This is a genomic window from Ralstonia sp. 24A2, from assembly GCF_051783885.1.
Taxonomy (GTDB): domain Bacteria; phylum Pseudomonadota; class Gammaproteobacteria; order Burkholderiales; family Burkholderiaceae; genus Ralstonia.
In genome coordinates, this window is the sequence record NZ_JBPVZD010000002.1 from 2,180,261 (window position 1) to 2,204,989 (window position 24,729).

A 24,729-nucleotide genomic window follows, 5' to 3' on the forward strand; every position below is an offset into this window, starting at 1 on the left:
GAATCACCATGAGCAAGACTGCAGAACCCGCGTCCGGAGTAACGCCCGAGACGCGGGCAGCGTGGCTGCGCGCCACGCTGAACCGTTACGCCCACGAGTACTACGTGCTCGACCTGCCCAGCGTGCCGGACGCCGAATATGACCGGCTGTACCGCGAGCTGGAGGCGCTGGAAGCAGCACATCCCGAACTGAAGACGCCCGATTCGCCCACATTGCGGGTAGGCGGCGCGATCCTGCCCGAGTTCGCACCCGTCAAGCACGTGGTGCCGATGCTGTCGATCCGCACCGAGACCGATACCACTGCGAACGGTGCGCTTGCCTTTGACGCCAGCGTGCGTCGCGAGCTGGGCCTGGCCGACTCCGATCCCGCCATCGAATACGCCGCCGAACTGAAGTTCGACGGCCTGGCGATCAACCTGCGCTACGAGCGCGGCTTCCTTGTGCAGGCTGCTACGCGCGGCGATGGCGCCACGGGCGAAGACGTCACGCAGAACATCCGCACGATCCGCCAGATTCCGCTGGGCCTGTACGCGGTGGGCGGCACGATGCCCGAGGTGCTCGAAGTGCGTGGTGAGGTCTACATGCGCCGCGACGATTTCGAGAAGCTCAATGCCCGTCAGCGCGAGCGCGGTGACAAGACGTTCGTCAACCCGCGCAACACTGCTGCCGGTGCCGTGCGCCAGCTCGATCCGAAGATGGCCGCCGAGCGACCATTGTCGTTCTTCGCCTATGGCCTGGGCGAAGTCGTGGGCTGGAGTGGTCAACCCAAGACGCACTCCGGCATGCTCGACGCGCTGCAGGCGTTTGGCTTTCCTGTCAGCAAGGAGCGTGCAGCGGTGCTGGGCGGCGAGGGTCTGGTCGAATTCCACGCGGCCATTGGCGCCAAGCGCGACAGCCTGCCGTTCGACATCGACGGCGTGGTCTACAAGGTCAATGACCTTGCGTTGCAACGCGAGCTGGGCTTCCGCACGCGCGAGCCCCGCTGGGCGGTGGCGCACAAGTATCCGGCGCAGGAAGCGCTGACCACGGTTGAAGCGATTGGTGTGCAGGTTGGCCGCACGGGTGCCATCACGCCGGTGGCGCGTCTGGTTCCGGTGTTTGTTGGCGGCGTGACGGTGACCAATGCGACGCTGCACAATGAAGATGAAGTCCGCCGCAAAGACGTGCGCGTGGGTGACACCGTGATCGTGCGCCGCGCGGGTGACGTGATCCCCGAAGTGGTGAGCGTGGTGCTCGACCGCCGCCCGATGGACGACGTGCCGGGTAGTGACCTGTTCAACCCGCAGCAGCAGCCGAAATACCCGCCGTTCGAATTGCCGAAGACGTGCCCCGTGTGCGGCTCGCACGTCGTACGCGAAGAGGGTGAAGCCGTGGCCCGCTGCTCGGGCGGGTTGTTCTGCTCCGCGCAGCGCAAGGAGGCGATCCGCCACTTTGCCGGCCGCCGCATGATGGATATCGACGGCCTGGGCGAGCGCTACATCGACAACCTGGTCGAGCTGGACTACGTGCGCGGCATCGCCGATCTGTATAAGCTCAAGCTCGAAGACTTTCTCGAAATGAAGCGCCGCGCAGACGAACGCGACGGTGTGACCCCCGAGACTGTTGCCGCAGGCAAGATCGCCACCAAGTGGGCGGAGAACCTGCTTGAAGGTATCCAGGCCAGCAAGACGCCTCCGCTGGCGCGCTTCCTGTTCGCGCTGGGTATCCGCCACGTGGGGGAATCGACCGCCAAGACACTCGCCGATTGGCTGGGCAGTCTGGCTGTGATTCGGCGTGCTCCGGCGCCGTTGCTGCTGGCGTTGCCGGATGTGGGTGCGACGGTGGCCGAAGCCATTGCCGATTTCTTTGCCGAGCCGAAGAACCAGCAAGCATTGGACGCATTGCTCGAAGCCGGTGTCGCGCCGCAGGGTGAGCACGCGCCCAATGCCAAGCTGCGCGAGAAGCTGGAGCCGGTTGAGCTGTACGCCACGCTCGGCGTGCCCAAGCTGACCGCCGCGCGCGCCAAGCAATTGGCCGTGGCAGCACCCACGCTCGCGCAGCTGGCTGCCGTGGAAGCCGAGCAACTGGCTGGCTTGCCGACGGACGTGTCCGCGTCGCTGCTTGAATGGCTGAGTGCACATGACCATCGCGCGCAGCTCGCGAAACTCGACGCGCTGCGTGAAGAACTGCTCGCAGCCATGCCTGAGGAGGCTGCAGAAGAGGGCATCCTCGCCGGCAAGACCGTCGTGCTGACCGGCACGCTGCCCAGCCTCACGCGCGACGACGCCAAGGCCATGCTGGAAGCGGCGGGTGCCAAGGTATCGGGCTCGGTATCGAAGAAGACCGATTACGTCATCGCTGGCGAAGAAGCCGGCAGCAAGCTCGCCAAGGCGGAAGAACTGGGAGTGAAGGTTCTGGACGAAGCGGGTATGCTCGCGCTGTTGCAAAAATAGCCAGAAATAGGCAGGAGACTCGGCATGATCCGAAACATCCTCAAAATGGGCGACAGCCGCCTGCTGCGTGTGGCAAAACGAGTCGAGCGCTTCAACACGCCCGAGCTGACCGCGCTGATCGAAGACATGTTCGACACGATGGACGCTGCGCGCGGTGCCGGCCTGGCGGCTCCGCAGATCGGCGTGGACCTGCAGGTCGTCATCTTCGGGTTCGATCGTAATGAGCGCTATCCGGATGCGCCGGCGGTGCCCAAGACGGTGCTCATCAATCCGACCATCGAGCCGCTGACCGACGAGACGGAAGAAGGCTGGGAGGGCTGCCTCTCGGTGCCCGGCCTGCGCGGCGTGGTACCGCGCTACACGCGCCTGCGCTACACCGGCTTTGACCAGCAGGGCCACACCATCGACCGCATTGCCGAGGGCTTTCACGCCCGTGTCGTGCAACACGAGTGCGACCACCTTCAGGGCGTGCTGTACCCCATGCGCGTGAAAGACTTCACCCGCTTCGGCTTTACCGAAATCCTGTTTCCAGAACTGCCCGCGAATCACGACGACTGAGGCGACAGCGGATCGTGACTGTGGGAGCGCTGCACCTGCGGGGGCAGGTGGGCGCATTTTTCATCCACGACGGAGATGACATGAAGCGTGATGGTTTGAGGGGGTGGCGCCGGCTGGCGCTTGGGATGGCTGCGGTGGCCATGCTGGGCCTGGCGGCTTGTGCCGGTCCGCAGACGACGGACACGGCCGCCGCACCGGTCGCCGAGAAGCCTCAGGGCCCGGTCTGGCAGCGCGTCCATCTGGGCAGCGATGCCGTTGCCTATGACTTCCCGGTCTACGCCAACCATCCGCTCGACGGCGACCTGAGCGGCATCCGCGAGGTCGTGCTCGTGCAGCACGGCCTGCAGCGCAACGGCAACGATTACTACGCAGCCGGTGCCGATCTGCTTACCGCCAGTGGCCGCAATGCCAATGAGATTCTGTTGATCGCCCCAAACTTTCCTGGCGAGCCGGATGCGGGCAAGGGCTTCGACGGCATGCCGGTGTGGTCGGTGGACGGCTGGATCGGTGGCTTCAACGCCAACAATGCACCGTACACTGAGCTGAGCTCGCTCAAAGTGCTGGACGACCTGATCGACTACGTGACCGACCCAGCGCGCGCGCCCAACGTCAAGCGCGTGACGGTGGCGGGCCATTCTGGCGGCGGGCAGATCGTGCAGCGCTACGCCGTGCTCAACAATGTGGACGAAGGCATCCGCAAGCGCGGGATCGACCTGAACTACGTCGTCGCCAATCCATCGTCGTACCTGTACTTCACGCCGGATCGTCCGCATGGCAGGAGCTTCGCGCGCTACAGCACCCGTACCTGCCCGGACTACGATCACTACAAGTACGGCATGGTCGACATGGTTCCTTACGCAGCCGGCAAGAGCGGCAAGGTGTTGTTCAGCCGCTATGCGCAGCGTCACGTGACGTACCTTGTGGGCACGAGCGACAACGATCCGAACCATCGCGTGCTCGACAAGACCTGCGGTGCTGAAGCTGAAGGGCCGACACGGCTGGACCGTGCGCGCAACTACTGGCGCTATGAGCGTTACCTGGCCGGCCCGCGCAGGCGTATCAATCACCAGTCGCACGAGGTGATTGGCGTCGGGCATGATCAGGCGAAGATGTTCGGCTCGCGTTGCGGTGCGCAGGCCGTGTTTGGCACGCCGGCGTCAGCCAACACCACGGGCGCAGCCTGTCAGCCGCCGCAGCGTTGATCTGGCTGCAGCGGTCATAAAAAAGCCGGTCAACGCGTTTTGCGTTGACCGGCTTTTCTTTGGGGCAGGGACTTGCCTCAGAACTTCTCGAACGGCCCCAGGAAGCGCCACTGGCCGACCGGCAGGTCACCCAGCACGATGCGGCCCATGCGGATGCGCTTGAGGCCAATCACCTCCAGACCCACCTGTTCGCACATGCGGCGGATCTGGCGCTTCTTGCCTTCGCGCAGCACGAAACGCAGTTGCTCCTCGTTCTGCCAGCTCACCTTCGCGGGCTTGAGCTCTTCGTCATCGAGCCACAGGCCGAAGCGCAGCTTCTCCAGCAGCTCTTCCGGGAAGACCTTGGAGATGTCGTGCTCGACCCGGCCTTCCGGCGAGTTCCACACCACGCGCACCAGGTATTCCTTCTCAACGGTCGAATCCTCGCCGATCAGGTGGCGCGCCACGCGGCCGTCCTGCGTCAGCACGAGCAGGCCCGTGGAGTCGATATCCAGTCGGCCGGCCGGCGCCAGTGCCTTGCGTTGCCACGGTGCAAAGCGCTTGCGCGTGGGGTCTTGCTCCCACTGGTTTTCCGGCACGAACAGTGCAGCGGCGGGCTGGTAGCCGTCTTCCGCTTGTCCCGACACGTAGCCGACCGGCTTGTGCAGCAGCACGGTCACACGTTCGCCCTGTTCAGAACGTGCAGCCTGATGGATTTCGATGATCGCATCCGGCTTCACACGCGAACCCAGCTCGGTGACAGGTTCACCGTCCACCAACACCCAGCCGCGCGGAATCCACTCATCGGCTTCGCGGCGCGAGCACAGGCCCAGCTCGGACATGCGCTTGGACAGCCGGACCAGACCGCTCTCGTCGGCTTGCGGAGCCTGGCGCGGTGCCTCCTGCTCGGTGCGGCGCGGCGCGCGCTCGTCACGCTCAGTACGTTGCGGGCGATCTTCAAAACGGCGCGGCGGACGATCGTTATCGAAACGACGCGGTGCGCGGTCATCGCCATAGCGACGCGGCGGCCGTTGCTCGTCGTCGAATCGACGGGGTGGACGCTCATCGTCAAAACGACGCGGCGGGCGCTGGTCGCCATCACGACGCTGAGCGCGTTGATCGTCACCATAACGTCGCGGGCGCTCGTCATCGAAACGACGCGGTGGCCGCTCGTCGTCAGAGCGACGGGGCGGACGTTGGTCGTCGCTGAATCGGCGCGGCGGGCGCTCATCGTCAAACCGGCGCGGTGGGCGATCTTCGAAACGGCGCGGAGGACGGTCTTCAAAGCGACGTGGTGGTCGCTGGTCGTCACCAAACTTGCGCGGCGGACGCTCATCGTCAAACCGGCGCGGCGGACGATCTTCGAAACGGCGCGGCGGACGCTCGTCATCGGAGCGACGGGGCGGGCGTTGATCGTCGCCGAACTTGCGCGGCGGGCGTTCATCGTCAAATCGGCGCGGTGGGCGATCTTCGAAACGGCGCGGAGGACGGTCTTCAAAGCGACGTGGTGGTCGCTGGTCGTCACCAAACTTGCGCGGCGGACGCTCATCGTCAAACCGGCGCGGCGGACGATCTTCGAAACGGCGCGGCGGGCGCTCGTCATCAAAGCGACGGGGCGGACGTTGGTCGTCACTGAACCGGCGCGGCGGGCGCTCATCGTCAAATCGGCGCGGAGGACGATCTTCGAAACGGCGCGGCGGACGCTCGTCATCGGAGCGACGGGGCGGGCGTTGATCGTCGCCGAACTTGCGCGGCGGGCGTTCATCGTCAAATCGGCGCGGTGGGCGATCTTCGAAACGGCGCGGCGGACGCTCGTCATCGGAGCGACGCGGCGGGCGCTGATCATCGCCAAACTTGCGTGGTGGACGTTCGTCGTCAAACCGGCGTGGCGGGCGATCGCTTTGCGCGCGGCGCGGCGGTTGGCCGCTGTCCTTGCTGCTGTCACGGCGCGGCGGGCGCGGCTTGCGCTCGCCTTCCGCCGGCTCCGGACGACGTTGCGACGGGCGCAGCGGCAGGCGGTCGCGGTTCAGGTCAGACGCGCGCAGCGGCTTGCTGCCCGTGGTGCGCACGGTGTTGCCTTCCTCGTCGCGGCGTACGCCGAGCGTGGCGCGCTTGCCCGGGCGGGTGGCGCGTTGGGTTGGGTCGCTGCGGCGCTTGTCGTCGTCGCCCGGGAAATCGTCAGAATCGGTAGTCATGAATCAAGACCGGTAAGGCTGGCGCTCAGATGGCGAGCGCATCAAGCAACTCGTTTTCAAGCGCGAGCTGCAGTTTGGTGTCCTGGGTCAGGCGTGCGCCGTCGACCAGGAAAATGTCTTCCACGCGTTCGCCCAGCGTGTTGATGCGCGCGGTGTGCACCGACACGCGATGGTGGGCGAGCACGCGGGCAATGGCATACAACAGGCCGGTGCGGTCGGTGGCCGAGATGGACAGCAGGTAGTACTGCCCACGCTCATCGGGGCGCAGATCGACGCGCGGCTTGATCGGGAAGCTGCGCGACTGCCGCGAGATGCGTCCGCGCGGCGGTTCGGGCAGGGCGGTTTCGCGCGAGATTTGCTCGGCAAGTTCGTGCTCGACCAGCGTGATGATGTCGCGGTAGTGGCCGGGCTCCACCAGGCCGGTGCCCGGGTCGGCCACCTGGAAGGTGTCGAGCGCGTAGCCGTGCTTGGTGGTGTGGATCTTCGCGTCGAGAATCGTCAGGCTCTTGCGCTCGAAGTAGCCGCAGATGCGTGCGAACAGGTCGGGCCGGTCGGGCGAATACACCGCTACCTGCAACCCTTCGCCAACGGGCGAGATGCGTGCCCGCACGATCGGGATGGTGGTGTCGATCCGTTGATGGAAGTGCCGCGTGAACCAGGCGATGTCGCTCGCGCCATGTCGCAGGAACACGCCCACGTCGAGCTGCTTCCATAGCGCGTCGTACGCGGTGTCATCCACCGTGGCCAGGCGCAAGAGCGCGCGTGCACGTTCCTTGCGGCCTTCCAGCACGGCGTGAGGATCGGTGGTCGCGCCGCCCAGCGCGCGCAGCGTCATGCGATACAGGTCTTCGAGCAGCTTGCCCTTCCAGGCATTCCACACCTTGGGGCTGGTGCCACGGATGTCGGCCACTGTCAGTAGATACAGGGCTGTCAGGCGCCGTTCATTGCCAACCAGACCGGCGAAGCGGCGGATGACATCGGGGTCGCCCACGTCCTGTTTCTGTGCCACCTGGCTCATGGTCAGGTGATGTTCGACCAGCCAGACGATCAGGTCGCTGTCTTCCTTGGCGAGGCCGTGGTCCTTGCAGAAGCGTCGCGCATCGGTCATGCCGAGCACGGAGTGATCGCCGCCGCGCCCCTTGGCGATGTCGTGGAACAGCGCAGCGATGGTTAGCACCCACGGCTTGTCGAAGTTCGCTATCAACTGGCTGCAGAACGGGAACTCGTGCGTGTGCTCGACGATGGCGAAGCGGCGGATGTTGCGCACCACCATCAGGATGTGCTGATCCACCGTGTAGACGTGGAACAGGTCGTGCTGCATCTGCCCGACGATGCGCCGGAAGTTGAGCAGGTAGCGCCCCAGCACGCTGGTCTGGTTCATCAGACGCAGTGCGTGCGTAATGCCCTGGGGCTGCTGCAGGATCTCCAGGAACAGCGCTCGGTTTGCCGGGTCCTTGCGCCATTTCACGTCCATCAGCGTGCGGGCGTTGTAGAGCGCGCGCAGCGTGTTGGCCGACAGGCCCTTGATGCCACGCACCTGCTCGTACAGCAGGAAGGTTTCAAGGATGGCGGTCGGCTCGCGCTGATACAGGTCGGGGTCAGCAATCTCCAGCATTCCCTGGCGCTCGACAAAGCGTTCATTGATCTTGCGCGTGATGCCAAGTTCGGTCGGGAACAGGCGTGCCTCGATGTTCTGCAGCACCACCGTGTTGAGCTGCGTGACCGCCTTGGCCGCCCAGTAATAGCGGCGCATGATCTGCTCGCTGGCGCGCTTGGCGGTGGTCGAGCGGTAGCCGAAGGCCTCGGCCAGCTGTGTTTGCAAATCGAAAACGAGCACATCCTGGCGCCGCCCGGCCAGCATGTGCAGGCGCGCACGGATGGTCTTGAGCAGGCGCTCGTTGCCCGCCAGTTCCTGCGCCTCACGGCGCGTGAGCAGCCCGTTGGCAAGCAGCTCGTTCCAGCTCGATCCAAAGCCCGCTGCACGCGTCATCCACAGAATCACCTGCAGATCGCGCAGGCCACCTGGGCTTTCCTTGCAGTTGGGCTCAAGCGAGTACGGCGTGTCCTGGTACTTGGCGTGCCGCTGGCGCATTTCCAGCAGCTTGGACTGAAAGAAGTCCGTGGCGTCGAGATGGCCCTGGTAGTGCGTCTCGAACGTGCGGTACAGGCCCTCATCACCGGTCAGAAGACGCGCTTCCAACAACGACGTCTGCACCGTGACATCCTGTGACGCCTCGTGGATGCATTCGTCCACCGTGCGCACTGATGAGCCGATATCCAGCCCCATGTCCCAGCAGCGGCCGATGAACGCTTCCAGGCGTGCTTGAAGCGACTCGGGTGCCTTGTCTGCGGTTTGCGGCAGCAACAGGAGGATGTCGACGTCGGAATACGGGAACAGCTCGCCGCGCCCATAACCGCCCACCGCGATCAGCGCGCAATCGGCGGGCATCTGTTCGTCCTGCCAGAGCTGCACCAGTGCGCGATCCACCGAGCGGGCCAACTTGGTCACAAGTTGGTGCACGTTGGCATGCTGGTCGAACTGCGCAAACAGGTGCGTGCGTTCGGCCTTCAGGGTGTCGCGTGGCGAAATCTCGGGGTTGACGGCAGCGGCGGTGTGCATGAGCGGAGCGTGAATGGAACAACGACCGGAGGAAGTGTCCGGTCGCTGCAAGAGTCGGGCCGGCACTGGGCCGGCCGCTGCGGTGCACTCGCGGGGCGAGCGTCCGCCAGGTTCAATCAGGCCGTGGCCGGCGTGCCTTCGCGCACGAATTCCGGTGCCGGCGGCGTCAGTGCCGATACAGTCAGCACTTCGTAGCCGGTTTCCGTCACCAGCAGGGTGTGCTCCCACTGGGCCGACAGGCTGCGGTCACGCGTCTTGACCGTCCACTGGTCGGGCATGGTGCGGATATCGCGCTTGCCCGCGTTGATCATCGGTTCAATCGTGAAGATCATGCCGGCCTTGAGCTCCATGCCGGTGCCCGGACGGCCGTAGTGCAGGATCTGCGGGTCTGCATGGAAGACCTTGCCGATGCCGTGGCCGCAGTATTCGCGCACCACGCTGTAGCCGGCAGCCTCGGCGTGCTGCTGGATCACGTGGCCAATGTCGCCCAGGCGTGCACCGGGGCGCACTGCGGCGATGCCCTTCCACATGCACTCGAAGGTCACCTGCGTCAGTCGCCTGGCCAGGATCGAGCCTTCGCCGACGATGAAGGTGCGGCTGGTGTCGCCGTAATAGCCTTCCTTGGTGATGACGGTGATGTCCAAGTTGACGATGTCGCCGTTCTTGAGCGCCTTGTCGGCCGGAATGCCATGGCAGATCACGTCGTTGACCGACGTGCAGATCGACGCGGGGAAGGGTGGGTAGCCCGGCGGCGCATAGTTGAGCGGCGCCGGCACAGTGCCTTGCACGTCACGCATGTAGGCATGGCACAACTCGTTCAGCTTGCCTGTGGTTACGCCCGGTTTGACGAACGGGGTGATGTAATCCAGGACTTCGGACGCAAGCCGGCAGGCCACGCGCATGTGCGCAATGTCTTCGGCGGTGTGAATGGTAACGGCCATGCTGTGACTCTTTCTGCACGCAGGCGCACGAGGCGCCACGTTGTAGCTAAAGGATGAATTATCGCACCAAAGCGGCCCGGACGGGGTTTTTGGGCGCTTGGCGCTGGTCTCGGTCTGTCCACCGTCAATGCTTGGAAGGTATTGAGTTGATTGGGTTTTTGGGGCTATAATCGCCGGCTGAGCAGATTGCTGGCCATGTGGCTGGCGGTGCTTGAAATCGCGAGCCGCTTCACCGCGGGTGTCCGTCGTATCGCATGCGGCGGATGTCTGAGGCGGCTTTAGACCTAACCCGACTGGAGAATTTCATGTCCGTGACCATGCGCGAAATGCTGGAAGCCGGTGTCCACTTTGGCCACCAGACCCGCTTCTGGAACCCGAAGATGGCCCCCTTCATTTTCGGCCATCGCAACAAGATTCACATCATCAACCTGGAAAAGACGCTGCCGATGTACTTGGACGCACTGAAGTACGTGCGCCAACTGGCAGCCAACCGGGGCACCATCATGTTCGTCGGCACGAAGCGTCAGTCGCGCGAGATCCTGGCTGAGGAAGCCGCTCGTGCAGGCATGCCGTTCGTCGACAGCCGCTGGCTCGGCGGTATGCTGACCAACTTCAAGACGGTCAAGACCTCGATCAAGCGCCTCAAGGACATGGAAGCCGCCAAGGAAGCTGGCGCGACCGACACCATGAGCAAGAAGGAAGCGCTGATGTTCGAGCGCGAAATGGACAAGCTGCAAAAGTCCATCGGTGGTATCAAGGACATGGGCGGCATTCCGGACGCCATCTTCGTGGTGGACGTTGGCTATCACAAGATTGCCGTGACCGAGGCTGCCAAGCTGGGTATTCCGGTGATCGGCGTGGTTGACACGAACCACTCGCCGGAAGGCATCGACTACGTCATTCCGGGTAACGACGACTCGAGCAAGGCTGTTGCACTGTACGTGCGCGGCGTGGCCGACGCGATCCTGGAAGGCCGTGCAAACGCGGTCCAGGAAGTGGTTGAGGCCGCTCGCGGCGGCGACGACTTCGTCGAAGTCCAAGAAGGCTAAAAACACAAGAAGGCGCGCGCCCGCCGCATTGTCGAGCGGGGAGCGCGTCAGGCCGCTTCGATGCGCTGCATCGAAGCCAATGGCCAGACAGGGGCGCGTAACAAACGCCCCTTTTTTTTGAAATTTGTCATGCGGGTGCCCCACGCGCGTCGTATTTCGTGGGGCGGCCGGATGGAAACCGGACGACAGGCCGGCGCGAAGCGAAGACGGATCCGCTTGCGACCGGACGACGATCTGAAACAAGGAGCATGAGAATGGCGGCAATTACCGCAAGCATGGTTGCAGAACTGCGCGCGAAGACCGACGCGCCGATGATGGAATGCAAGAAGGCCCTGACGGAAGCCGAAGGCAACCTGGAAAAGGCTGAAGAAATCCTGCGTGTGAAGCTGGGCAACAAGGCCGGCAAGGCCGCCTCGCGTATCACCGCTGAAGGCGTGGTCGCGGCTGCTGTGGACGGTACGGTCGGCGCGCTGGTCGAGATCAACTGCGAAACCGACTTCGTCTCGAAGAACGATTCGTTCCTGGCCTTCGCCAACTCGGTGGCTGCGCTGATCGCCAAGAGCAATCCGGCTGACGTTGCGGCTATCGGCGCGCTGCCGCTGTCGCAAGACGGTTTCGGCCCGACTGTTGAAGACGTGCGCGTTGGCCTGATCGGCAAGATCGGCGAGAACATGACGATCCGCCGCTTCCAGCGCTTCGAAGGCACCCAGCTGACGTCGTACCTGCACGGCACCCGTATCGGCGTGATGGTGGCGTTCCAGGGTGACGAAGTGGCCGCCAAGGACGCAGCAATGCAGGCGGCTGCCATGAAGCCGGTGTCGCTGTCTGCGGATGACGTGCCGGCCGAGCTGGTCGCCAAAGAGCGTAGCGTTGCCGAGCAGAAGGCTGCTGAGTCGGGCAAGCCGGCTGACATCGTTGCCAAGATGGTGGAAGGCAGCGTGCAGAAGTACCTGAAGGAAGTCTCGCTGCTGAACCAGCCGTTCGTGAAGAACGACAAGCAGACCGTCGAGCAGATGCTCAAGGCTGCCAACACGACCGTGAAGGCTTTCACGCTGTACGTGGTGGGCGAAGGCATCGAGAAGAAGCAGGACGACTTCGCTGCTGAAGTGGCTGCCCAAGTGGCTGCTGCAAAGCAACAGGCGTAATGCTGCAGCGATTGCTACCGATGGGGCGGCAGTCAGCCCGCCGCCGGCACAAATGTGGGCCGGAAGGGCAACTTTTCTCCATCGGCGCGATCGTATAATGCCGAACAGACAGGGCACCGCAAGGTGCCCTGTTTGCAGGTGCAGCCTGCTTGCGCGGGCGTCGGCCGGCTATCACGCCAGGACGGCTTCCGCGCAAGAAGGTTGCGGGATGAGCGGAGCCCTCGGCTTCGCCGATCGCAGCGTCATTTCCCCCTTTCCTGTTTCCCGTACCAGGAATCGTCACGAGGATCTCCATGCCTGCCTATAAGCGCGTTCTACTCAAACTTTCCGGCGAAGCCCTGATGGGCGATGATGCCTTCGGCATCAACCGCAGCACCATCGAAGGGATGGTCAACGACATCGCCGAAATCGTGAAGCTGGGCGTGCAGGTGGCAGTGGTGATCGGTGGCGGTAACATCTTCCGCGGCGTCGCGGGTGGTGCAGCCGGCATGGACCGCGCCACGGCCGATTACATGGGTATGCTGGCCACGATGATGAACGCGCTGGCCCTGCAGGACGCCATGCGTCACGCCAACCTCGAAGGCCGCGTGCAATCGGCGCTGCGCCTGGATCAGGTGGTCGAGCCGTACATCCGCCCCCGCGCGATTCGCCAGTTGGAAGAGGGTAAGATCGTGATCTTCGCGGCCGGCACCGGCAACCCGTTCTTCACGACTGACACCGCTGCCGCGCTGCGCGGCTCGGAAATCGGCGCCGAGATCGTCCTCAAGGCCACCAAGGTGGACGGCGTCTACACCGCCGACCCGAAGAAGGACCCGAGCGCCACCCGCTACACCACCATCACGTTCGACGAGGCCATCTCGCGCAACCTGCAGGTGATGGATGCGACCGCTTTCGCGCTGTGCCGCGACCAGAAGCTGCCAATCAAGGTGTTTTCGATCCAGAAGCCGGGCGCGCTCAAGCGCGTCATCATGGGTGAAGACGAAGGCACGCTGGTGCATGTCTGAGGCCGGGCCTCGCCGCTTGCCAAGCGCCTTTTTTACCGTTCGCTGACCCCGCGTAAATGGCGTTGGCGAGCGGCTTCCATGTAAAATCGCCTATTGTCTTTTTGGTCTTGCCGGTGCCCTGTGTCGTGTTCCGGGGCGCATGTCCGGCAGGCCGCCGTTATCGTTCGGAGGAAGTATGAGCGTCGCCGATGTTAAGAAGAATGCCGAGCAGAAGATGCAGAAGTCGATCGAGGCTCTCAGGACGGATCTGGCCAAGATCCGTACTGGGCGTGCCCACACCGGCCTGCTCGACCACGTGCAAGTCGACTACTACGGCTCGATGGTGCCGATCAGCCAAGTCGCCAACGTGACCCTGGTGGACGCACGCACGATCGGCGTGCAGCCGTGGGAAAAGAAGATGGTGCAAGTTGTGGAGAAGGCCATCCGTGAAGCGGATCTGGGCCTGAATCCCGCCACCATGGGTGACATCATTCGTGTCCCGACGCCCGCGCTGACCGAAGAGCGCCGCAAGGAGCTGACTAAGGTCGTGAAAGGCGAAGGTGAAGATGCCAAGGTCGCCGTGCGCAACCTGCGCCGCGATGCGAACGAGCAACTCAAGAAGTTGGTCAAAGACAAGGCCATCTCGGAAGACGACGAGCGCCGCGGTGGCGACGACGTGCAGAAGCTGACCGACAAGTTCGTCGCCGAAATCGACAAGCTGGTTGCCGAGAAAGACAAGGAAATCATGACGGTGTAAGGCCGTCTCCCGGGGGCGGTGCATTGGGTGCCGGCTGCGGGAAGCCCGATTCATGCATATCAGTTCCACACTGGCGGTGCCGGACACCGCCGATACGCCGCGCCACGTTGCTGTCATCATGGATGGCAACGGCCGCTGGGCCACCGAGCGCCATTTGCCCCGCGTGGCCGGGCACAGTCGCGGCCTCGACGCCGTGCGTGCGACGGTTGAAGCCGCAGCGCGCCGAGGTGTCGGTTACCTGACGCTGTTTGCTTTCAGCTCCGAGAACTGGCGCCGCCCGGCCGACGAAGTCACCTTCCTGATGAAGCTGTTCATGACGGCACTGCGTCGTGAGGTGGGCAAGCTGCACGATAACGGCATCCGTCTGCGCGTGGTGGGCGATCTCTCGGCATTCAGCCCGCGCATCCAGTTGCTGATCCGTGAGGCAGAGGCCAAGACAGCCGCCAATCCAGGCCTGACCGTCACGATCCTCGCCAACTATGGCGGGCGCTGGGACATCCTGCAGGCGATGCGTGCCTTGTTGGTGGCGCAACCGGGCATCGCGCCCGAAGCCATCACCGAAGAGATGCTCGCTCCGTACATGGCGCTCGCTTACGCGCCCGAGCCGGATCTGTTCATCCGCACCGGCGGCGAGCAGCGCATCAGCAACTTCCTGCTGTGGCAGCTTGCATATTCGGAGCTGTATTTCACCGACCGCTACTGGCCCGATTTCGATGCCACGGAACTGGATCGTGCCTTCGCCTGGTATCGCAACCGCGAGCGCCGCTTCGGCCGTACCAGCGCGCAGCTCGAGCCCGATGTTCCCCCCGCGCTATCCGCCGGAGCCTGACACATGCTGCTGACTCGCGTCATTACCGCTGTCTGCCTGCTGATTGTCATCCTGCCCATTCTGTTCTTCGCACCACCAGCCGGCCTTGCCGGGCTGGTAACGGTGTTTGCCGTGCTGGCAGCCTGGGAATGGGGGCGGCTGGTGCGCTTGCCGAGCTGGTGGGGGCCGATGCTGTACGCGGCGGTCGTGGTTGTGTTGACGATCGCCTGGCACGACATCCCTGTGCGTGGCGACGTACGGCCGCTGTTTCACGGCGCGGTGATCGCCTGGGTGGTCGCCTGGGGCCTGCTGGCGGGGGGCGTACGAGAACTGCACGGTACGCGTAAAGCCGTCTTCACGCTGCTGGGCTTGGTGATCTTGCCGGCGTTCGTGCATGCCGCAATTGAACTGCGCACACATGGGGTTGCCTTCCTGCTTTCCGTGGCGGTGCTCGTCTGGGCCGCTGACGTGGGTGCGTATTTCGTCGGCAAGGCCATTGGCCGCAGTAAGCTGGCACCGACCATCAGCCCAGGCAAGTCATGGGAAGGTGCGATCGGCGGGGCCGTGCTCGTGGCAATCATTGCCACGGTGGCGGGCGTCACGCACTGGTTTGCGCCGACATGGTTCTCGCGCCAGTTTGACCAGAATGGTGCGGTCGTGGCCCTGGCACTGACGATCGTGTTGGTGGCCGCAAGCATCGGTGGCGACCTGTTTGAATCCCTGCTCAAGCGCCAGGTCGGCATGAAGGACAGCAGCCGTCTGCTGCCCGGTCATGGTGGCGTGCTAGACCGTATCGATGCACTACTGCCGGTGTTTCCGCTGGCTGCGTTGCTGATTTCCTGAGGCGTCTTCCGAACATGATGCGTTTGACCGTTCTTGGCGCGACCGGCTCCATTGGTGACAGCACGCTTGACGTGGTGCGCAGTCACCCCGACAAGTACAGCGTATTCGCACTCACGGCCAACGCGCAGGCCGACAAGCTCGCCACGCTGTGCCGCGAGTTTCGTCCGCAGATGGCTGTGCTCGGCTCGGCCGTCGCGGCGGATGCGTTGCGCGATCAGCTGGGCGCCGATGCCGCTGGCATCGATATCCGTTTTGGTTCCGAGTCGCTGGAAGAGGCCGCCGCGCACCCCGATTGCGATGCGGTGATGGCGGCCATTGTTGGCGCTGCGGGCTTGCGTCCGACGCTGGCCGCTGTGCGTGCCGGCAAGCGTGTGTTACTGGCCAACAAGGAAGCGTTGGTGATGTCCGGCGCGCTCTTCATGGACGCCGTTCACCAGCATGGTGCCACCGTGCTGCCGATCGACAGCGAGCACAACGCCATTTTCCAGTGCCTGCCGCAACAGGCCCCGAAGTTTGGGCGCGGCGTGTCGCGCATCGTCCTGACCGCTTCGGGCGGCCCATTCCGCACACGTGCGGTCGACGCCCTCGTCGACGTCACGCCCGACCAGGCTTGCGCCCATCCCAACTGGGTCATGGGGCGCAAGATCTCGGTCGACTCCGCCACCATGATGAACAAGGGGCTGGAGGTGATCGAGGCATACTGGCTGTTTGGCGTGCCGGTCGAGCGTCTCGAGGTGCTGATCCACCCACAGAGCGTGATTCATTCGATGGTCGGTTACGACGACGGGTCGGTACTCGCGCAGCTCGGCAACCCCGACATGCGTACGCCGATCGCTTACGGGCTAGCCTATCCGGAGCGCATTGAAGCGGGCGTGCCACTGCTGGATCTGGCTGCCACCGGCACGCTGACTTTCGAGGCGCCGGACTTGCTACGCTTCCCGTGCCTGGCGCTTGCTTTCGATGCGCTGCGCGCCGGTGGCACGGCACCTGCTGTGCTGAACGCGGCCAACGAGGTGGCGGTCGAGGCATTTTTGCAGCGCCGCATCCGTTTTACCGACATCGCCGCCGTGGTGGGCGACACGCTGGCGCGTGCCTCTATCGTGCCGGCAGACTCGCTCGACACCGTTTTCGCCGCTGATGCGCAGGCGCGCAGTTGGGCCGAGCATTACATTGCGACAGCGTGCGCGCATCTGCCTGCCGCGTGACAAGTGCTCCGTCAGCGCGAGCGGGTAACATAATGCGCTCGTGCGGGTTGCGCCCGTGCGCGCCCATCAGTGCATCCGGAGAAGGTTCTTGCAGACCGTTTTAGCGTTTGTTTTTGCGATCGCGGTACTGATCGTCATTCATGAACTGGGCCACTACAGTGTCGCGCGCTTGTGCGGCGTGAAAGTGCTGCGGTTCTCGGTCGGCTTCGGCAAGGTGCTGTTCCGTCATGTCGGTCGCGGCCCGGACCGCACCGAATGGACCATCTGTGCCATCCCGCTTGGCGGTTACGTCAAGATGCTGGGCGAGGGCGCGAGAGATCCCGAGAAAGACCCGCCTATCCTGCCCGAAGAGCTGCCGCGCACCTTCGACCACCAGCCTGTCTATAAACGTTTCGCCATCGTAGCCGCAGGCCCTGTCGCCAACTTCCTGCTGGCGATCGTTCTGTACGCCACGCTGGCGTGGGTTGGGGCGGTTGAGCCGTTGCCCATCCTTGGTGCGCCGCCGCCAGGCAGCATTGCCGCTCAGGCTGATCTGCGCGCAAAGGACCGGGTGATCGCCGTTGGCACCGATGTGGAAGCCCCGGGCACCGTGCGTAGCTGGGCCGATGTGCGCATGCGCCTGTATTCCGCTGGTATCGCGGGGCATGACGCTCTTGTGCAAGTGCGTGGTACGGATGGCACAGAGCGTACCGTTCGCCTGCACGGCCTGCCGAGCCCCGCGCGTACGCCCCAGGCCGACGTGATCGACCAGATCGGTTTGCGCCTGCTCGGTGGTCCGGTCACCATCGTCGATGTTCTGCCGAACAGCGCTGCCGCCCGCGCCGGGTTGCGCGCCGGCGATCAGGTCGTCCGCTTCGCGGGCCAGCCTGCGGACCAGGCGATGGATCTCATCCGCCAGATTCGTGCGATGCCGGAGCAGAACGCCTCAATCGACATTCTGCGTAATGGCGAGCCGATGACGCTGCCGGTGCGTCCCGATGCCGATGCCGATCCGAAGAATCCGAGCGGGCCGAAGGTCGGCAAGCTGGGTGCCCAGCTTAACCAGAAGGTCGAAACGGCGCTGATGCGCGACGCGCCGGGCGCCGCAGTGGTGCACGGATTGCGTCAGGTCTGGGAGACCTCGGTGCTGTCGCTGCAGGTGCTGGGCAAGATGATCGTGGGGCAGGCTTCGCTGCAGAACCTGAGTGGTCCGATCACGGTGGCCGACTTTGCTGGCAAGGCGGCAAGCCTTGGCTGGCAGACCTTTGTAGGCTTTCTCGCATTGATCAGCGTCAGCCTTGGTGTCTTGAACTTGTTGCCCGTTCCGGTATTGGATGGGGGGCATTTGCTGTATTATTGCGTGGAATTTTTGACAGGCCGACCCGTGCCAGAATCCTGGCAAGCAGTACTTCAAAAGATCGGCGTCGCCTGCATTCTGCTTCTCACTTCGCTCGCCTTGTACAACGATTTGAGTCGGCTGTTTCTGACTCGAGGCTAGACCGTAATCAAGCTTGATCGGCAAGCCTTATCGTTGCCACAAGCGTGAGTGGGCAACCCAAGGTTTTGAAAACACTCGGAAGTGGATTCCTACTGGATCCAATTAGGGGATTAGATTGATCAGACAACATCGCTTCCCGCTCAGCGTGCTGGCGGCCTCCGTGCTGACCGTGACTGCCGGTCAGGCTCATGCAGTGGAGCCGTTCGTCGTGAAGGACATTCGCGTGGAGGGGGTGCAGCGCGTCGAACCGGGCACCGTGTTCGGCTATCTGCCCGTGAAGGTAGGTGAGACCTTCACCGACGAGAAGGGTGCCGAGTCGATCCGTGCGCTCTACAACACCGGCTTCTTCAAGGACGTGCAGATTCGCGCCGAAGGCAGCGTGCTGGTGGTGCGCGTTGAAGAGCGTCCGGCCATCTCACAGCTCGAGTTCATCGGCTTCAAGGAATTCGATAAGGATGCACTGCGCCGCACGCTGCGCGGCGTGGGCGTGGCGGAAGCCCGCTACTACGACAAGTCGCTGATCGATCGCGCCGAGCAGGAAATCAAGCGCCAGTACGTTTCGCGCGGCTACTACGCCGCCGACGTGTCGACTACCGTCACGCCGGTCGATGCCAATCGTGTGTCGATCACCTTCACGGTGGACGAGGGCCCGACTGCCAAGATCCGCCAGATCAATATTGTCGGCAACAAGGCTTTCAAGGAAGGCGATCTGCGCGACGAGATGCAGCTGTCCACGCCCAACTGGCTGTCGTGGTACACCAAGAACGATCTATATTCCAAGCAGAAGCTGACCGCTGATCTGGAAGCACTGCGCTCGTTCTACCTGGATCGCGGTTACCTGGAGTTCGCCATCGAGTCGACCCAGGTTTCCATCACGCCGGACAAGAAGGACATCTATCTGACGCTGAACATCCACGAGGGTGAGCAGTACAAGGTGTCGGACATCAAGCTGACCGGTGAACTGCTTTCGAAGCAGGCCGAAATGGAGAAGCTCATCAAGCTCAAGCAGGGCGATGTGTTCTCCTCGGCCAAGCTGTCGGCCACGACCAAGTCGATCACCGATCTGCTCGGCACATACGGCTACGCTTTCGCCACGATCAACCCGCAGCCGCAGATCAACCAGAAGGACCGCACTGTTGCGCTCACGCTGGTGGTCGATCCGGGTCGTCGCGTTTACGTGCGTCGCGTCAACGTGCTGGGTAACAGCAAGACGCGTGATGAAGTGGTGCGCCGTGAAATGCGCCAGATGGAAGCCTCGTGGTTTGACGGTGAGAAGCTGCAGCTCTCGCAGAACCGTATCAACCGCACGGGTTACTTCACCGATGCGAACATCACCACCGAAGACGTGCCGGGCACGCCTGACCAGGTGGACGTGAATGTCAACGTGACGGAAAAGCCGACCGGCCAGATCAACCTGGGCGTGGGCTTCTCGTCGACTGACAAGGTGGTGCTCTCGGCCGGTATCCGTCAGGACAACGTGTTTGGTTCCGGTACCAGCCTGGGCCTGGACGTGAACACCTCCAAGGCAAACCGCACGATTGCAGTGACGCAATACGATCCGTACTTCACGACCGACGGCATCAGCCGTTCGACCGAGCTGTACTACCGCACGTATCAGCCGCTGTACTACACCGGCGATTCGAACTACAAGATCGTGCAACAGGGCGGTAACGTGAAGTTTGGCGTGCCGTTCTCGGAAACCGATACCGTATTCTTCGGCATCGGCTACGAGCGTACGACCATCGACGTGTCGGTCAATACGCCGCTGTCTTACCAGAACTGGGTTGCCAAGAACGGCCGTACGACCAACAACTTCCCGTTCACGATCGGCTGGTCGAAGGACCAGCGTGACAGCGCGCTGGTGCCGACGCGTGGCCGCTATCAACAGGCCAACCTGGAGGTCGGTGTGCCGGGCGGCAACGAGTACTTCCGTCTGTATTACCAGCACCAGTACTTCTACCCGCTGTCGAAGTCGTTCACGATGGCCTTCAACAACGAGATCGGCTATGGCCGGGGCTACGGCGGCAAGGACTTCCCGATCTTCAAGAACTACTACGCGGGCGGTATCGGCTCGGTGCGCGGTTACGAAACCAGTACCCTGGGCCCGCGCGACGCCAACGGCATTGCTATCGGTGGCGCAAGCAAGTTTGTCGGTAACGTCGAATTTATCTTCCCGCTGCCGGGTTCGGGTGTAGACCGCACCGTCCGTCTGTTCACCTTCTTCGATTACGGTAACGTGTTCGCGGAATCCGCCCAGCCGTACAAGCTTGGCGATATGCGCTACTCGACAGGTTTCGGCCTGTCGTGGCTGTCGCCGATTGGTCCGCTGAAGATCAGCATGGGCTTCCCGATCAAGCGGAAGACCCAAGACCAGACTCAACGCTTCCAGTTCCAGATCGGGACTGCATTCTAATGACCGCATTCATCATGAAATCCACGCGCATCACGTTGTCCCGCATGGGCGTGTCCGTTGCTTTTGCCGCGCTTGCAGCTGCCAGCTTTGCGCTGCCGGCTGCTGCGCAGGAAGCGCGTATCGCCGCTGTCAATTCCGAGCGCATCCTGCGCGACTCGCAGCCGGCAAAGGCGGCGCAGTCCAAGCTGGAAGCCGAGTTCGCCAAGCGCGATCGCGATCTGCAAGACACGGCCGCTAAGCTCAAGGCCATGTCCGACAAACTGGACAAGGACTCGGCCGTGCTGGCCGATGCTGACCGCACGCGTCGTCAGCGCGAACTGTCCGATCTGGACCGCGATTTCCAGCGCAAGCAGCGCGAATTCCGTGAAGACCTGAACCAGCGCCGCAATGAAGAGCTGGCCCAGGTGCTTGAGCGCGCCAACCGTGTGATCCGTCAGATCGCCGAGCAGCGTAAATACGATCTGATCGTGCAGGAAGCTGTGTACGTGAATCCGCGCATCGACATCACTGATGATGTGCTCAAGCAACTGAATGCTTCGCAATCGGCGAAATGAGGTTGTTCCCATGTCGTTTTCGCTTGGTGAACTTGCCGCGTCGCTCGGCGCGACCGTCCAGGGTGACGCAGGCCTGATCGTCAAGTCGATCGCGCCGCTGGACCAGGCCGGCGCCGATCAGCTCGCCTTTCTTTCCAATCCGCTGTACCTCAATCAGGCTGTAGGCTCCAGTGCGGGCGCGATCATCGTGTCGCCCCGCGACTTGGAAACGCTTGCGGCCCAGGGCCACGCCGACGGTCGCAACTGGCTCGTGGCTGCCAATCCGTACGCCGCGTTTGCCCGTGTTGCCCAGCGCTTTGTTGCGCTGGCAGCGCGCCCCGTGGTGCCCGGCATTCACCCGAGTGCCAGCGTGGATGAGGGTGCCGTGGTGCCTGCCTCGTGCTCGATCGGCCCGAACGTGACGATCGAAGCGGGTGCCGTGCTGGGTGAGCGCGTGCGCATCACCGCCAACAGCTTCGTCGGCGCGGATGCACGCATTGGCGATGACACGCTTCTCTACGCCAACGTCTCGATCTACCACGGCTGTGTGGTGGGTGCGCGCTGCATCTTGCATAGCGGTGTGGTGATCGGTGCTGACGGCTTTGGCTTCGCACCGGACTTCGGCCCGCAGGGTGGCGAGTGGGTGAAGATCCCGCAGACAGGCCGCGCCGTGATTGGCGACGACGTGGAGATTGGCGCGAATACCGCCATCGACCGCGGTGCCATGGCCGACACGGTCGTCGAGCAGGGCTGCAAGATCGACAATCAGGTGCAGATCGCGCACAACGTGCACGTTGGTGCGTGCACCGTCATTGCGGGCTGCGCGGCGATCTCCGGCAGCACGAAGATCGGTCGCTACTGCATCATCGGTGGTGCAGCCAACTTTGCTGGTCACCTGACGATTGCGGACCGTGTGACCGTTTCGGGCGGCACGTCCATCACCAAATCCATCACGAAATCCGGTGGCCATTTCACCAGCGTCTTCCCGTTCATGCCGCATGGCGACTGGGAACGTAACGCGGCCATCGTCCGAGGCCTGACGCGCATGCGCGAACGGTTGCAACAACTGGAACAGCGGGTCAAAGACCTGCGAAAAGAATCATGACTGAAGCATCGAATGTGACGAGCGCGACGACGAGCCTCGTCAGCGATTTCAACATCAAGAAGATCCTCGATTTGCTGCCGCATCGCTACCCGATGCTGCTGGTGGATCGCGTGGTCGAGTTGGAAGCCGGCAAGCGCATCAAGGCAATCAAGAACGTCACGTTCAACGAGCCGTTCTTCAATGGTCATTTCCCGGGGCATCCGGTCATGCCGGGCGTACTGATTCTCGAAGCGCTGGCGCAGACCGCTGCGCTGCTGACCTTCGGTGAGCCGGGCCATCAGCGTAACGAGAACGATCTCTACCTGTTCACGGCAATCGACGGCGCGCGTTTCAAGAGCCAGGTGGTGCCGGGCGATCAGCTTTGCCTGCACGCAGAAGTGCTGCGCGGCAAGCGCGGTTTCTGGAAGTTCAAGGTGTATGCCATGGTGGAAGACAAGCTTGCCGCCGAGGCTGAAATCATGTGCGCGATCGTCAAGGACGAACCGAAGGGAGCCGCATGACCACGAGCAAGATCCACCCGACAGCGCAGATCGACCCGAAGGCCGAGTTGGACTCGAGCGTCGAGATCGGCGCCTTTACCGTTGTCGGCCCGAACGTGCGCATGGGCGCGGGCACGCGCGTTGGCCACCACACGGTGGTCGAAGGCTATACAACGCTGGGCCGCGACAACAGCATCGGCCATTTCGCGTCGGTAGGCGGCCGGCCGCAGGACATGAAGTACCGCGATGAGCCGACGCAGCTCATCGTTGGCGACCGTAACACCATCCGCGAATTCACCACGATCCACACCGGCACCTCGCAGGATGCCGGCATTACGTCTATCGGCGACGACAACTGGATCATGGCCTACGTGCACATCGCACACGATTGCCGTGTGGGCAACCACACAGTGTTCTCCAGCAACGCGCAGATTGCCGGCCACGTGGAAGTGGGCGACTGGGCCATTCTTGGCGGCATGTCGGGTGTGCATCAGTTCGTACGCATCGGCGCGCATGCGATGCTGGGCGGTGCATCGGCGCTGGTGCAGGACGTGCCGCCGTTTGTGATTGCCGCAAGCGACAAGGGCGGCAACAAGGCCGCGCCGCACGGTATCAACGTGGAGGGCCTGCGCCGCCGCGGCTTCACGGCCGAGCAGATCACCGGTCTGCGCCAAGCGTACAAGCTGCTCTACAAGAGCGACCTGAGCTTCGATCAGGCCAAGGCCGAGATTGCGGCGCAGACCGCCCAGACCGACGATGCCCCGACGCGTGAAGTGCTGACCGCGTTTGCTGACTTCATCGCCGCCACCAAGCGCGGCATCGTACGTTGATCGAGCAGGCCCAGGAGGCTGCGTCGGCGCGCCGCCTCGGCATGGTGGCCGGCGAGGCGTCCGGCGATCTGCTGGCCTCGCTGCTGCTCAAGGGGTTGCGCACACAACTGCCGTCCGATATTGCCTACAACGGCATCGGCGGTGCACGGATGGCGGAGCAGGGCTTCCAGTCGAACTGGCCGATGCACAAGTTGTCGGTCAACGGGTACGTGGAAGTACTCGGCCAACTGCGTGAGATTCTCGCCATCCGCAAGGAACTCAAGCAGGACCTGCTGGCCAAGCCGCCTTTGGCCTTCATCGGCGTTGACGCGCCGGACTTCAATTTCAACGTCGAGATCGCCATGCGGCGGGCAGGTGTGCCGGTGGTGCACTTCGTCAGTCCGTCGATCTGGGCGTGGCGCGCGGGGCGTATCAAGACGATCGCGCGCGCGGTCGACCACATCCTCTGCCTGTTCCCATTCGAGCCGGAGATCTACGCCAAGGCGGGCATTCCTGCCACGTACGTCGGCCATCCGCTGGCGGATGAGATTCCGTTGGTGCCGGACGTGGAAGGCGCACGGACGCGTCTGGGTCTTCCGCTGGGCCGCAAGGTCGTGGCGGTGCTGCCGGGCAGCCGCAACTCCGAGGTCAAAAACCTGGGGCCAACGCTGTTTGCCGCCATGGCGCGCATGCAGGCGGTCGAGCCGGACATCGCATTCGTGCTGCCGGCCGCCAACGCAACATTGCGTGAGCGGGTCGATGCCCTGCTTGCCGAACATCCAGGCCTGCATCTGTGGGTGGTCGATGGCCAGTCGCACGCCGCCATGGAAGCCGCCGATGTCATTCTGCTCGCCAGTGGCACGGCCACCTTGGAAGCCGCGCTGTACAAGAAGCCCATGGTCATCACCTACAAGGTGCCCTGGCTGACAGCGCAGATCATGAAGCGCAAGGGCTATTTGCCCTATGTGGGGCTGCCGAACATCCTGTCCGGCCGCTTTGTCGTGCCCGAGCTGCTGCAGGACGACGCGACGCCCGAGGCGCTCGCACGCGAGACGCTGCTGCAATTGAACGACCACGCCAATGCGACATTCCTGCGCGAGCATTTCACGCAAATGCACCTGACGCTCAAGCAGAACATGGCGGAGATCGGCGCGAAGGTCGTGGTCGATCTGCTGCGCAGCCGCGGTAAGCTCTAA

At 63.4% G+C, this 24,729-nt stretch carries 20 protein-coding genes; 17 read left to right on the forward strand and 3 right to left on the reverse strand.

Annotation, left to right across the window (positions count from 1 at the left end; all coding sequences use genetic code 11):
* The first annotated feature begins 8 nt into the window (after positions 1 to 8).
* The 3 genes from ligA (at position 9) to ACS13N_RS15070 (ending at position 4,192) form a co-directional block, all read left to right on the forward strand.
* Positions 9 to 2,432: an NAD-dependent DNA ligase LigA gene (gene ligA, locus ACS13N_RS15060; protein WP_438932376.1), complete on the forward strand. Its 2,424-nt coding sequence runs from the start codon at positions 9 to 11 to the stop codon at positions 2,430 to 2,432.
* A 24-nt stretch (positions 2,433 to 2,456) separates the two neighbouring features.
* On the forward strand, positions 2,457 to 2,990 hold the full coding sequence (gene def / locus ACS13N_RS15065; RefSeq protein WP_438932377.1) for a peptide deformylase: 534 nt from the start codon (positions 2,457 to 2,459) through the stop codon (positions 2,988 to 2,990).
* A gap of 80 nt (positions 2,991 to 3,070) precedes the next feature.
* Positions 3,071 to 4,192, forward strand: coding sequence for a hypothetical protein (locus ACS13N_RS15070; RefSeq protein ID WP_438932378.1), 1,122 nt, complete (start codon positions 3,071 to 3,073; stop codon positions 4,190 to 4,192).
* Between the two features lie 77 nt (positions 4,193 to 4,269).
* Here the strand turns inward: ACS13N_RS15070 and ACS13N_RS15075 are convergent, their stop codons facing one another.
* The 3 genes from ACS13N_RS15075 to map form a co-directional block, all read right to left on the reverse strand.
* Positions 4,270 to 6,366 (reverse strand): pseudouridine synthase, encoded by a 2,097-nt coding sequence (locus tag ACS13N_RS15075; RefSeq protein WP_438932379.1) that lies wholly within the window; start codon positions 6,364 to 6,366, stop codon positions 4,270 to 4,272.
* 25 nt (positions 6,367 to 6,391) lie between these two features.
* Positions 6,392 to 8,986: a [protein-PII] uridylyltransferase gene (locus tag ACS13N_RS15080; protein WP_438932380.1), complete on the reverse strand. Its 2,595-nt coding sequence runs from the start codon at positions 8,984 to 8,986 to the stop codon at positions 6,392 to 6,394.
* Positions 8,987 to 9,102: 116 nt separating this feature from the next.
* On the reverse strand, positions 9,103 to 9,927 hold the full coding sequence (gene map / locus ACS13N_RS15085) for a type I methionyl aminopeptidase (protein WP_438932381.1): 825 nt from the start codon (positions 9,925 to 9,927) through the stop codon (positions 9,103 to 9,105).
* Positions 9,928 to 10,232: 305 nt separating this feature from the next.
* On the opposite strand from map, the gene rpsB reads away from it, so the two are divergent.
* The 14 genes from rpsB to lpxB all read left to right on the forward strand — a co-directional run bounded on the left by rpsB (position 10,233) and on the right by lpxB (position 24,729).
* Positions 10,233 to 10,976, forward strand: coding sequence for a 30S ribosomal protein S2 (rpsB, locus tag ACS13N_RS15090; protein ID WP_039595870.1), 744 nt, complete (start codon positions 10,233 to 10,235; stop codon positions 10,974 to 10,976).
* A gap of 254 nt (positions 10,977 to 11,230) precedes the next feature.
* Positions 11,231 to 12,121, forward strand: coding sequence for a translation elongation factor Ts (tsf, locus tag ACS13N_RS15095; RefSeq protein ID WP_438932382.1), 891 nt, complete (start codon positions 11,231 to 11,233; stop codon positions 12,119 to 12,121).
* A gap of 293 nt (positions 12,122 to 12,414) precedes the next feature.
* Entirely contained in the window at positions 12,415 to 13,125 is a 711-nt protein-coding gene (gene pyrH / locus ACS13N_RS15100; RefSeq protein ID WP_039595868.1) for a UMP kinase, read from the forward strand.
* Positions 13,126 to 13,300: 175 nt separating this feature from the next.
* Positions 13,301 to 13,861: a ribosome recycling factor gene (gene frr / locus ACS13N_RS15105; protein ID WP_438932383.1), complete on the forward strand. Its 561-nt coding sequence runs from the start codon at positions 13,301 to 13,303 to the stop codon at positions 13,859 to 13,861.
* A gap of 52 nt (positions 13,862 to 13,913) precedes the next feature.
* On the forward strand, positions 13,914 to 14,690 hold the full coding sequence (gene uppS, locus ACS13N_RS15110; protein WP_438932384.1) for a polyprenyl diphosphate synthase: 777 nt from the start codon (positions 13,914 to 13,916) through the stop codon (positions 14,688 to 14,690).
* Between the two features lie 3 nt (positions 14,691 to 14,693).
* On the forward strand, positions 14,694 to 15,512 hold the full coding sequence (locus ACS13N_RS15115; RefSeq protein WP_438932385.1) for a phosphatidate cytidylyltransferase: 819 nt from the start codon (positions 14,694 to 14,696) through the stop codon (positions 15,510 to 15,512).
* 14 nt (positions 15,513 to 15,526) lie between these two features.
* The gene (gene ispC, locus ACS13N_RS15120; RefSeq protein ID WP_438932386.1) at positions 15,527 to 16,717 is read left to right on the forward strand and encodes a 1-deoxy-D-xylulose-5-phosphate reductoisomerase; all 1,191 of its coding nucleotides are present in this window, start codon (positions 15,527 to 15,529) and stop codon (positions 16,715 to 16,717) included.
* Between the two features lie 88 nt (positions 16,718 to 16,805).
* On the forward strand, positions 16,806 to 18,194 hold the full coding sequence (rseP, locus tag ACS13N_RS15125; RefSeq protein WP_438932387.1) for an RIP metalloprotease RseP: 1,389 nt from the start codon (positions 16,806 to 16,808) through the stop codon (positions 18,192 to 18,194).
* A gap of 115 nt (positions 18,195 to 18,309) precedes the next feature.
* Positions 18,310 to 20,607, forward strand: coding sequence for an outer membrane protein assembly factor BamA (bamA, locus tag ACS13N_RS15130; protein WP_438932388.1), 2,298 nt, complete (start codon positions 18,310 to 18,312; stop codon positions 20,605 to 20,607).
* Positions 20,607 to 21,161 carry an OmpH family outer membrane protein gene (locus tag ACS13N_RS15135; protein WP_438932389.1) on the forward strand — a complete coding sequence of 185 codons (555 nt, stop codon included), beginning with the start codon at positions 20,607 to 20,609 and terminating at the stop codon, positions 21,159 to 21,161. Before bamA ends, ACS13N_RS15135 begins: the two co-directional genes overlap by 1 nt.
* A 10-nt stretch (positions 21,162 to 21,171) precedes the next feature.
* A complete protein-coding gene (gene lpxD / locus ACS13N_RS15140; RefSeq protein WP_438932390.1) occupies positions 21,172 to 22,245 on the forward strand; it encodes a UDP-3-O-(3-hydroxymyristoyl)glucosamine N-acyltransferase in 1,074 nt (357 codons plus the stop codon).
* Entirely contained in the window at positions 22,242 to 22,745 is a 504-nt protein-coding gene (fabZ, locus tag ACS13N_RS15145; RefSeq protein ID WP_039595859.1) for a 3-hydroxyacyl-ACP dehydratase FabZ, read from the forward strand. The genes lpxD and fabZ overlap by 4 nt, the downstream gene beginning before the upstream one ends.
* The gene (gene lpxA, locus ACS13N_RS15150; RefSeq protein ID WP_039595858.1) at positions 22,742 to 23,554 is read left to right on the forward strand and encodes an acyl-ACP--UDP-N-acetylglucosamine O-acyltransferase; all 813 of its coding nucleotides are present in this window, start codon (positions 22,742 to 22,744) and stop codon (positions 23,552 to 23,554) included. Before fabZ ends, lpxA begins: the two co-directional genes overlap by 4 nt.
* 41 nt (positions 23,555 to 23,595) lie before the next feature.
* Complete coding sequence (gene lpxB / locus ACS13N_RS15155; RefSeq protein ID WP_438932865.1) at positions 23,596 to 24,729, forward strand: lipid-A-disaccharide synthase; 1,134 nt, start codon at positions 23,596 to 23,598, stop codon at positions 24,727 to 24,729.

Bases quoted from the DNA above. Each gene is read 5' to 3' on its own strand.
- ispC (WP_438932386.1), top strand. From the start codon at position 15,527: ATGATGCGTTTGACCGTTCTTGGCGCGACCGGCTCCATTGGTGACAGC.
- lpxD (WP_438932390.1), top strand. From the start codon at position 21,172: ATGTCGTTTTCGCTTGGTGAACTTGCCGCGTCGCTCGGCGCGACCGTC.
- ACS13N_RS15075 (WP_438932379.1), bottom strand. From the start codon at position 6,366: ATGACTACCGATTCTGACGATTTCCCGGGCGACGACGACAAGCGCCGC.
- map (WP_438932381.1), bottom strand. From the start codon at position 9,927: ATGGCCGTTACCATTCACACCGCCGAAGACATTGCGCACATGCGCGTG.
- frr (WP_438932383.1), top strand. From the start codon at position 13,301: ATGAGCGTCGCCGATGTTAAGAAGAATGCCGAGCAGAAGATGCAGAAG.
- ligA (WP_438932376.1), top strand. From the start codon at position 9: ATGAGCAAGACTGCAGAACCCGCGTCCGGAGTAACGCCCGAGACGCGG.
- ACS13N_RS15080 (WP_438932380.1), bottom strand. From the start codon at position 8,986: ATGCACACCGCCGCTGCCGTCAACCCCGAGATTTCGCCACGCGACACC.
- lpxA (WP_039595858.1), top strand. From the start codon at position 22,742: ATGACCACGAGCAAGATCCACCCGACAGCGCAGATCGACCCGAAGGCC.
- uppS (WP_438932384.1), top strand. From the start codon at position 13,914: ATGCATATCAGTTCCACACTGGCGGTGCCGGACACCGCCGATACGCCG.
- ACS13N_RS15135 (WP_438932389.1), top strand. From the start codon at position 20,607: ATGACCGCATTCATCATGAAATCCACGCGCATCACGTTGTCCCGCATG.
- ACS13N_RS15115 (WP_438932385.1), top strand. From the start codon at position 14,694: ATGCTGCTGACTCGCGTCATTACCGCTGTCTGCCTGCTGATTGTCATC.
- ACS13N_RS15070 (WP_438932378.1), top strand. From the start codon at position 3,071: ATGAAGCGTGATGGTTTGAGGGGGTGGCGCCGGCTGGCGCTTGGGATG.
- pyrH (WP_039595868.1), top strand. From the start codon at position 12,415: ATGCCTGCCTATAAGCGCGTTCTACTCAAACTTTCCGGCGAAGCCCTG.
- fabZ (WP_039595859.1), top strand. From the start codon at position 22,242: ATGACTGAAGCATCGAATGTGACGAGCGCGACGACGAGCCTCGTCAGC.
- tsf (WP_438932382.1), top strand. From the start codon at position 11,231: ATGGCGGCAATTACCGCAAGCATGGTTGCAGAACTGCGCGCGAAGACC.
- rpsB (WP_039595870.1), top strand. From the start codon at position 10,233: ATGTCCGTGACCATGCGCGAAATGCTGGAAGCCGGTGTCCACTTTGGC.
- def (WP_438932377.1), top strand. From the start codon at position 2,457: ATGATCCGAAACATCCTCAAAATGGGCGACAGCCGCCTGCTGCGTGTG.
- lpxB (WP_438932865.1), top strand. From the start codon at position 23,596: ATGGTGGCCGGCGAGGCGTCCGGCGATCTGCTGGCCTCGCTGCTGCTC.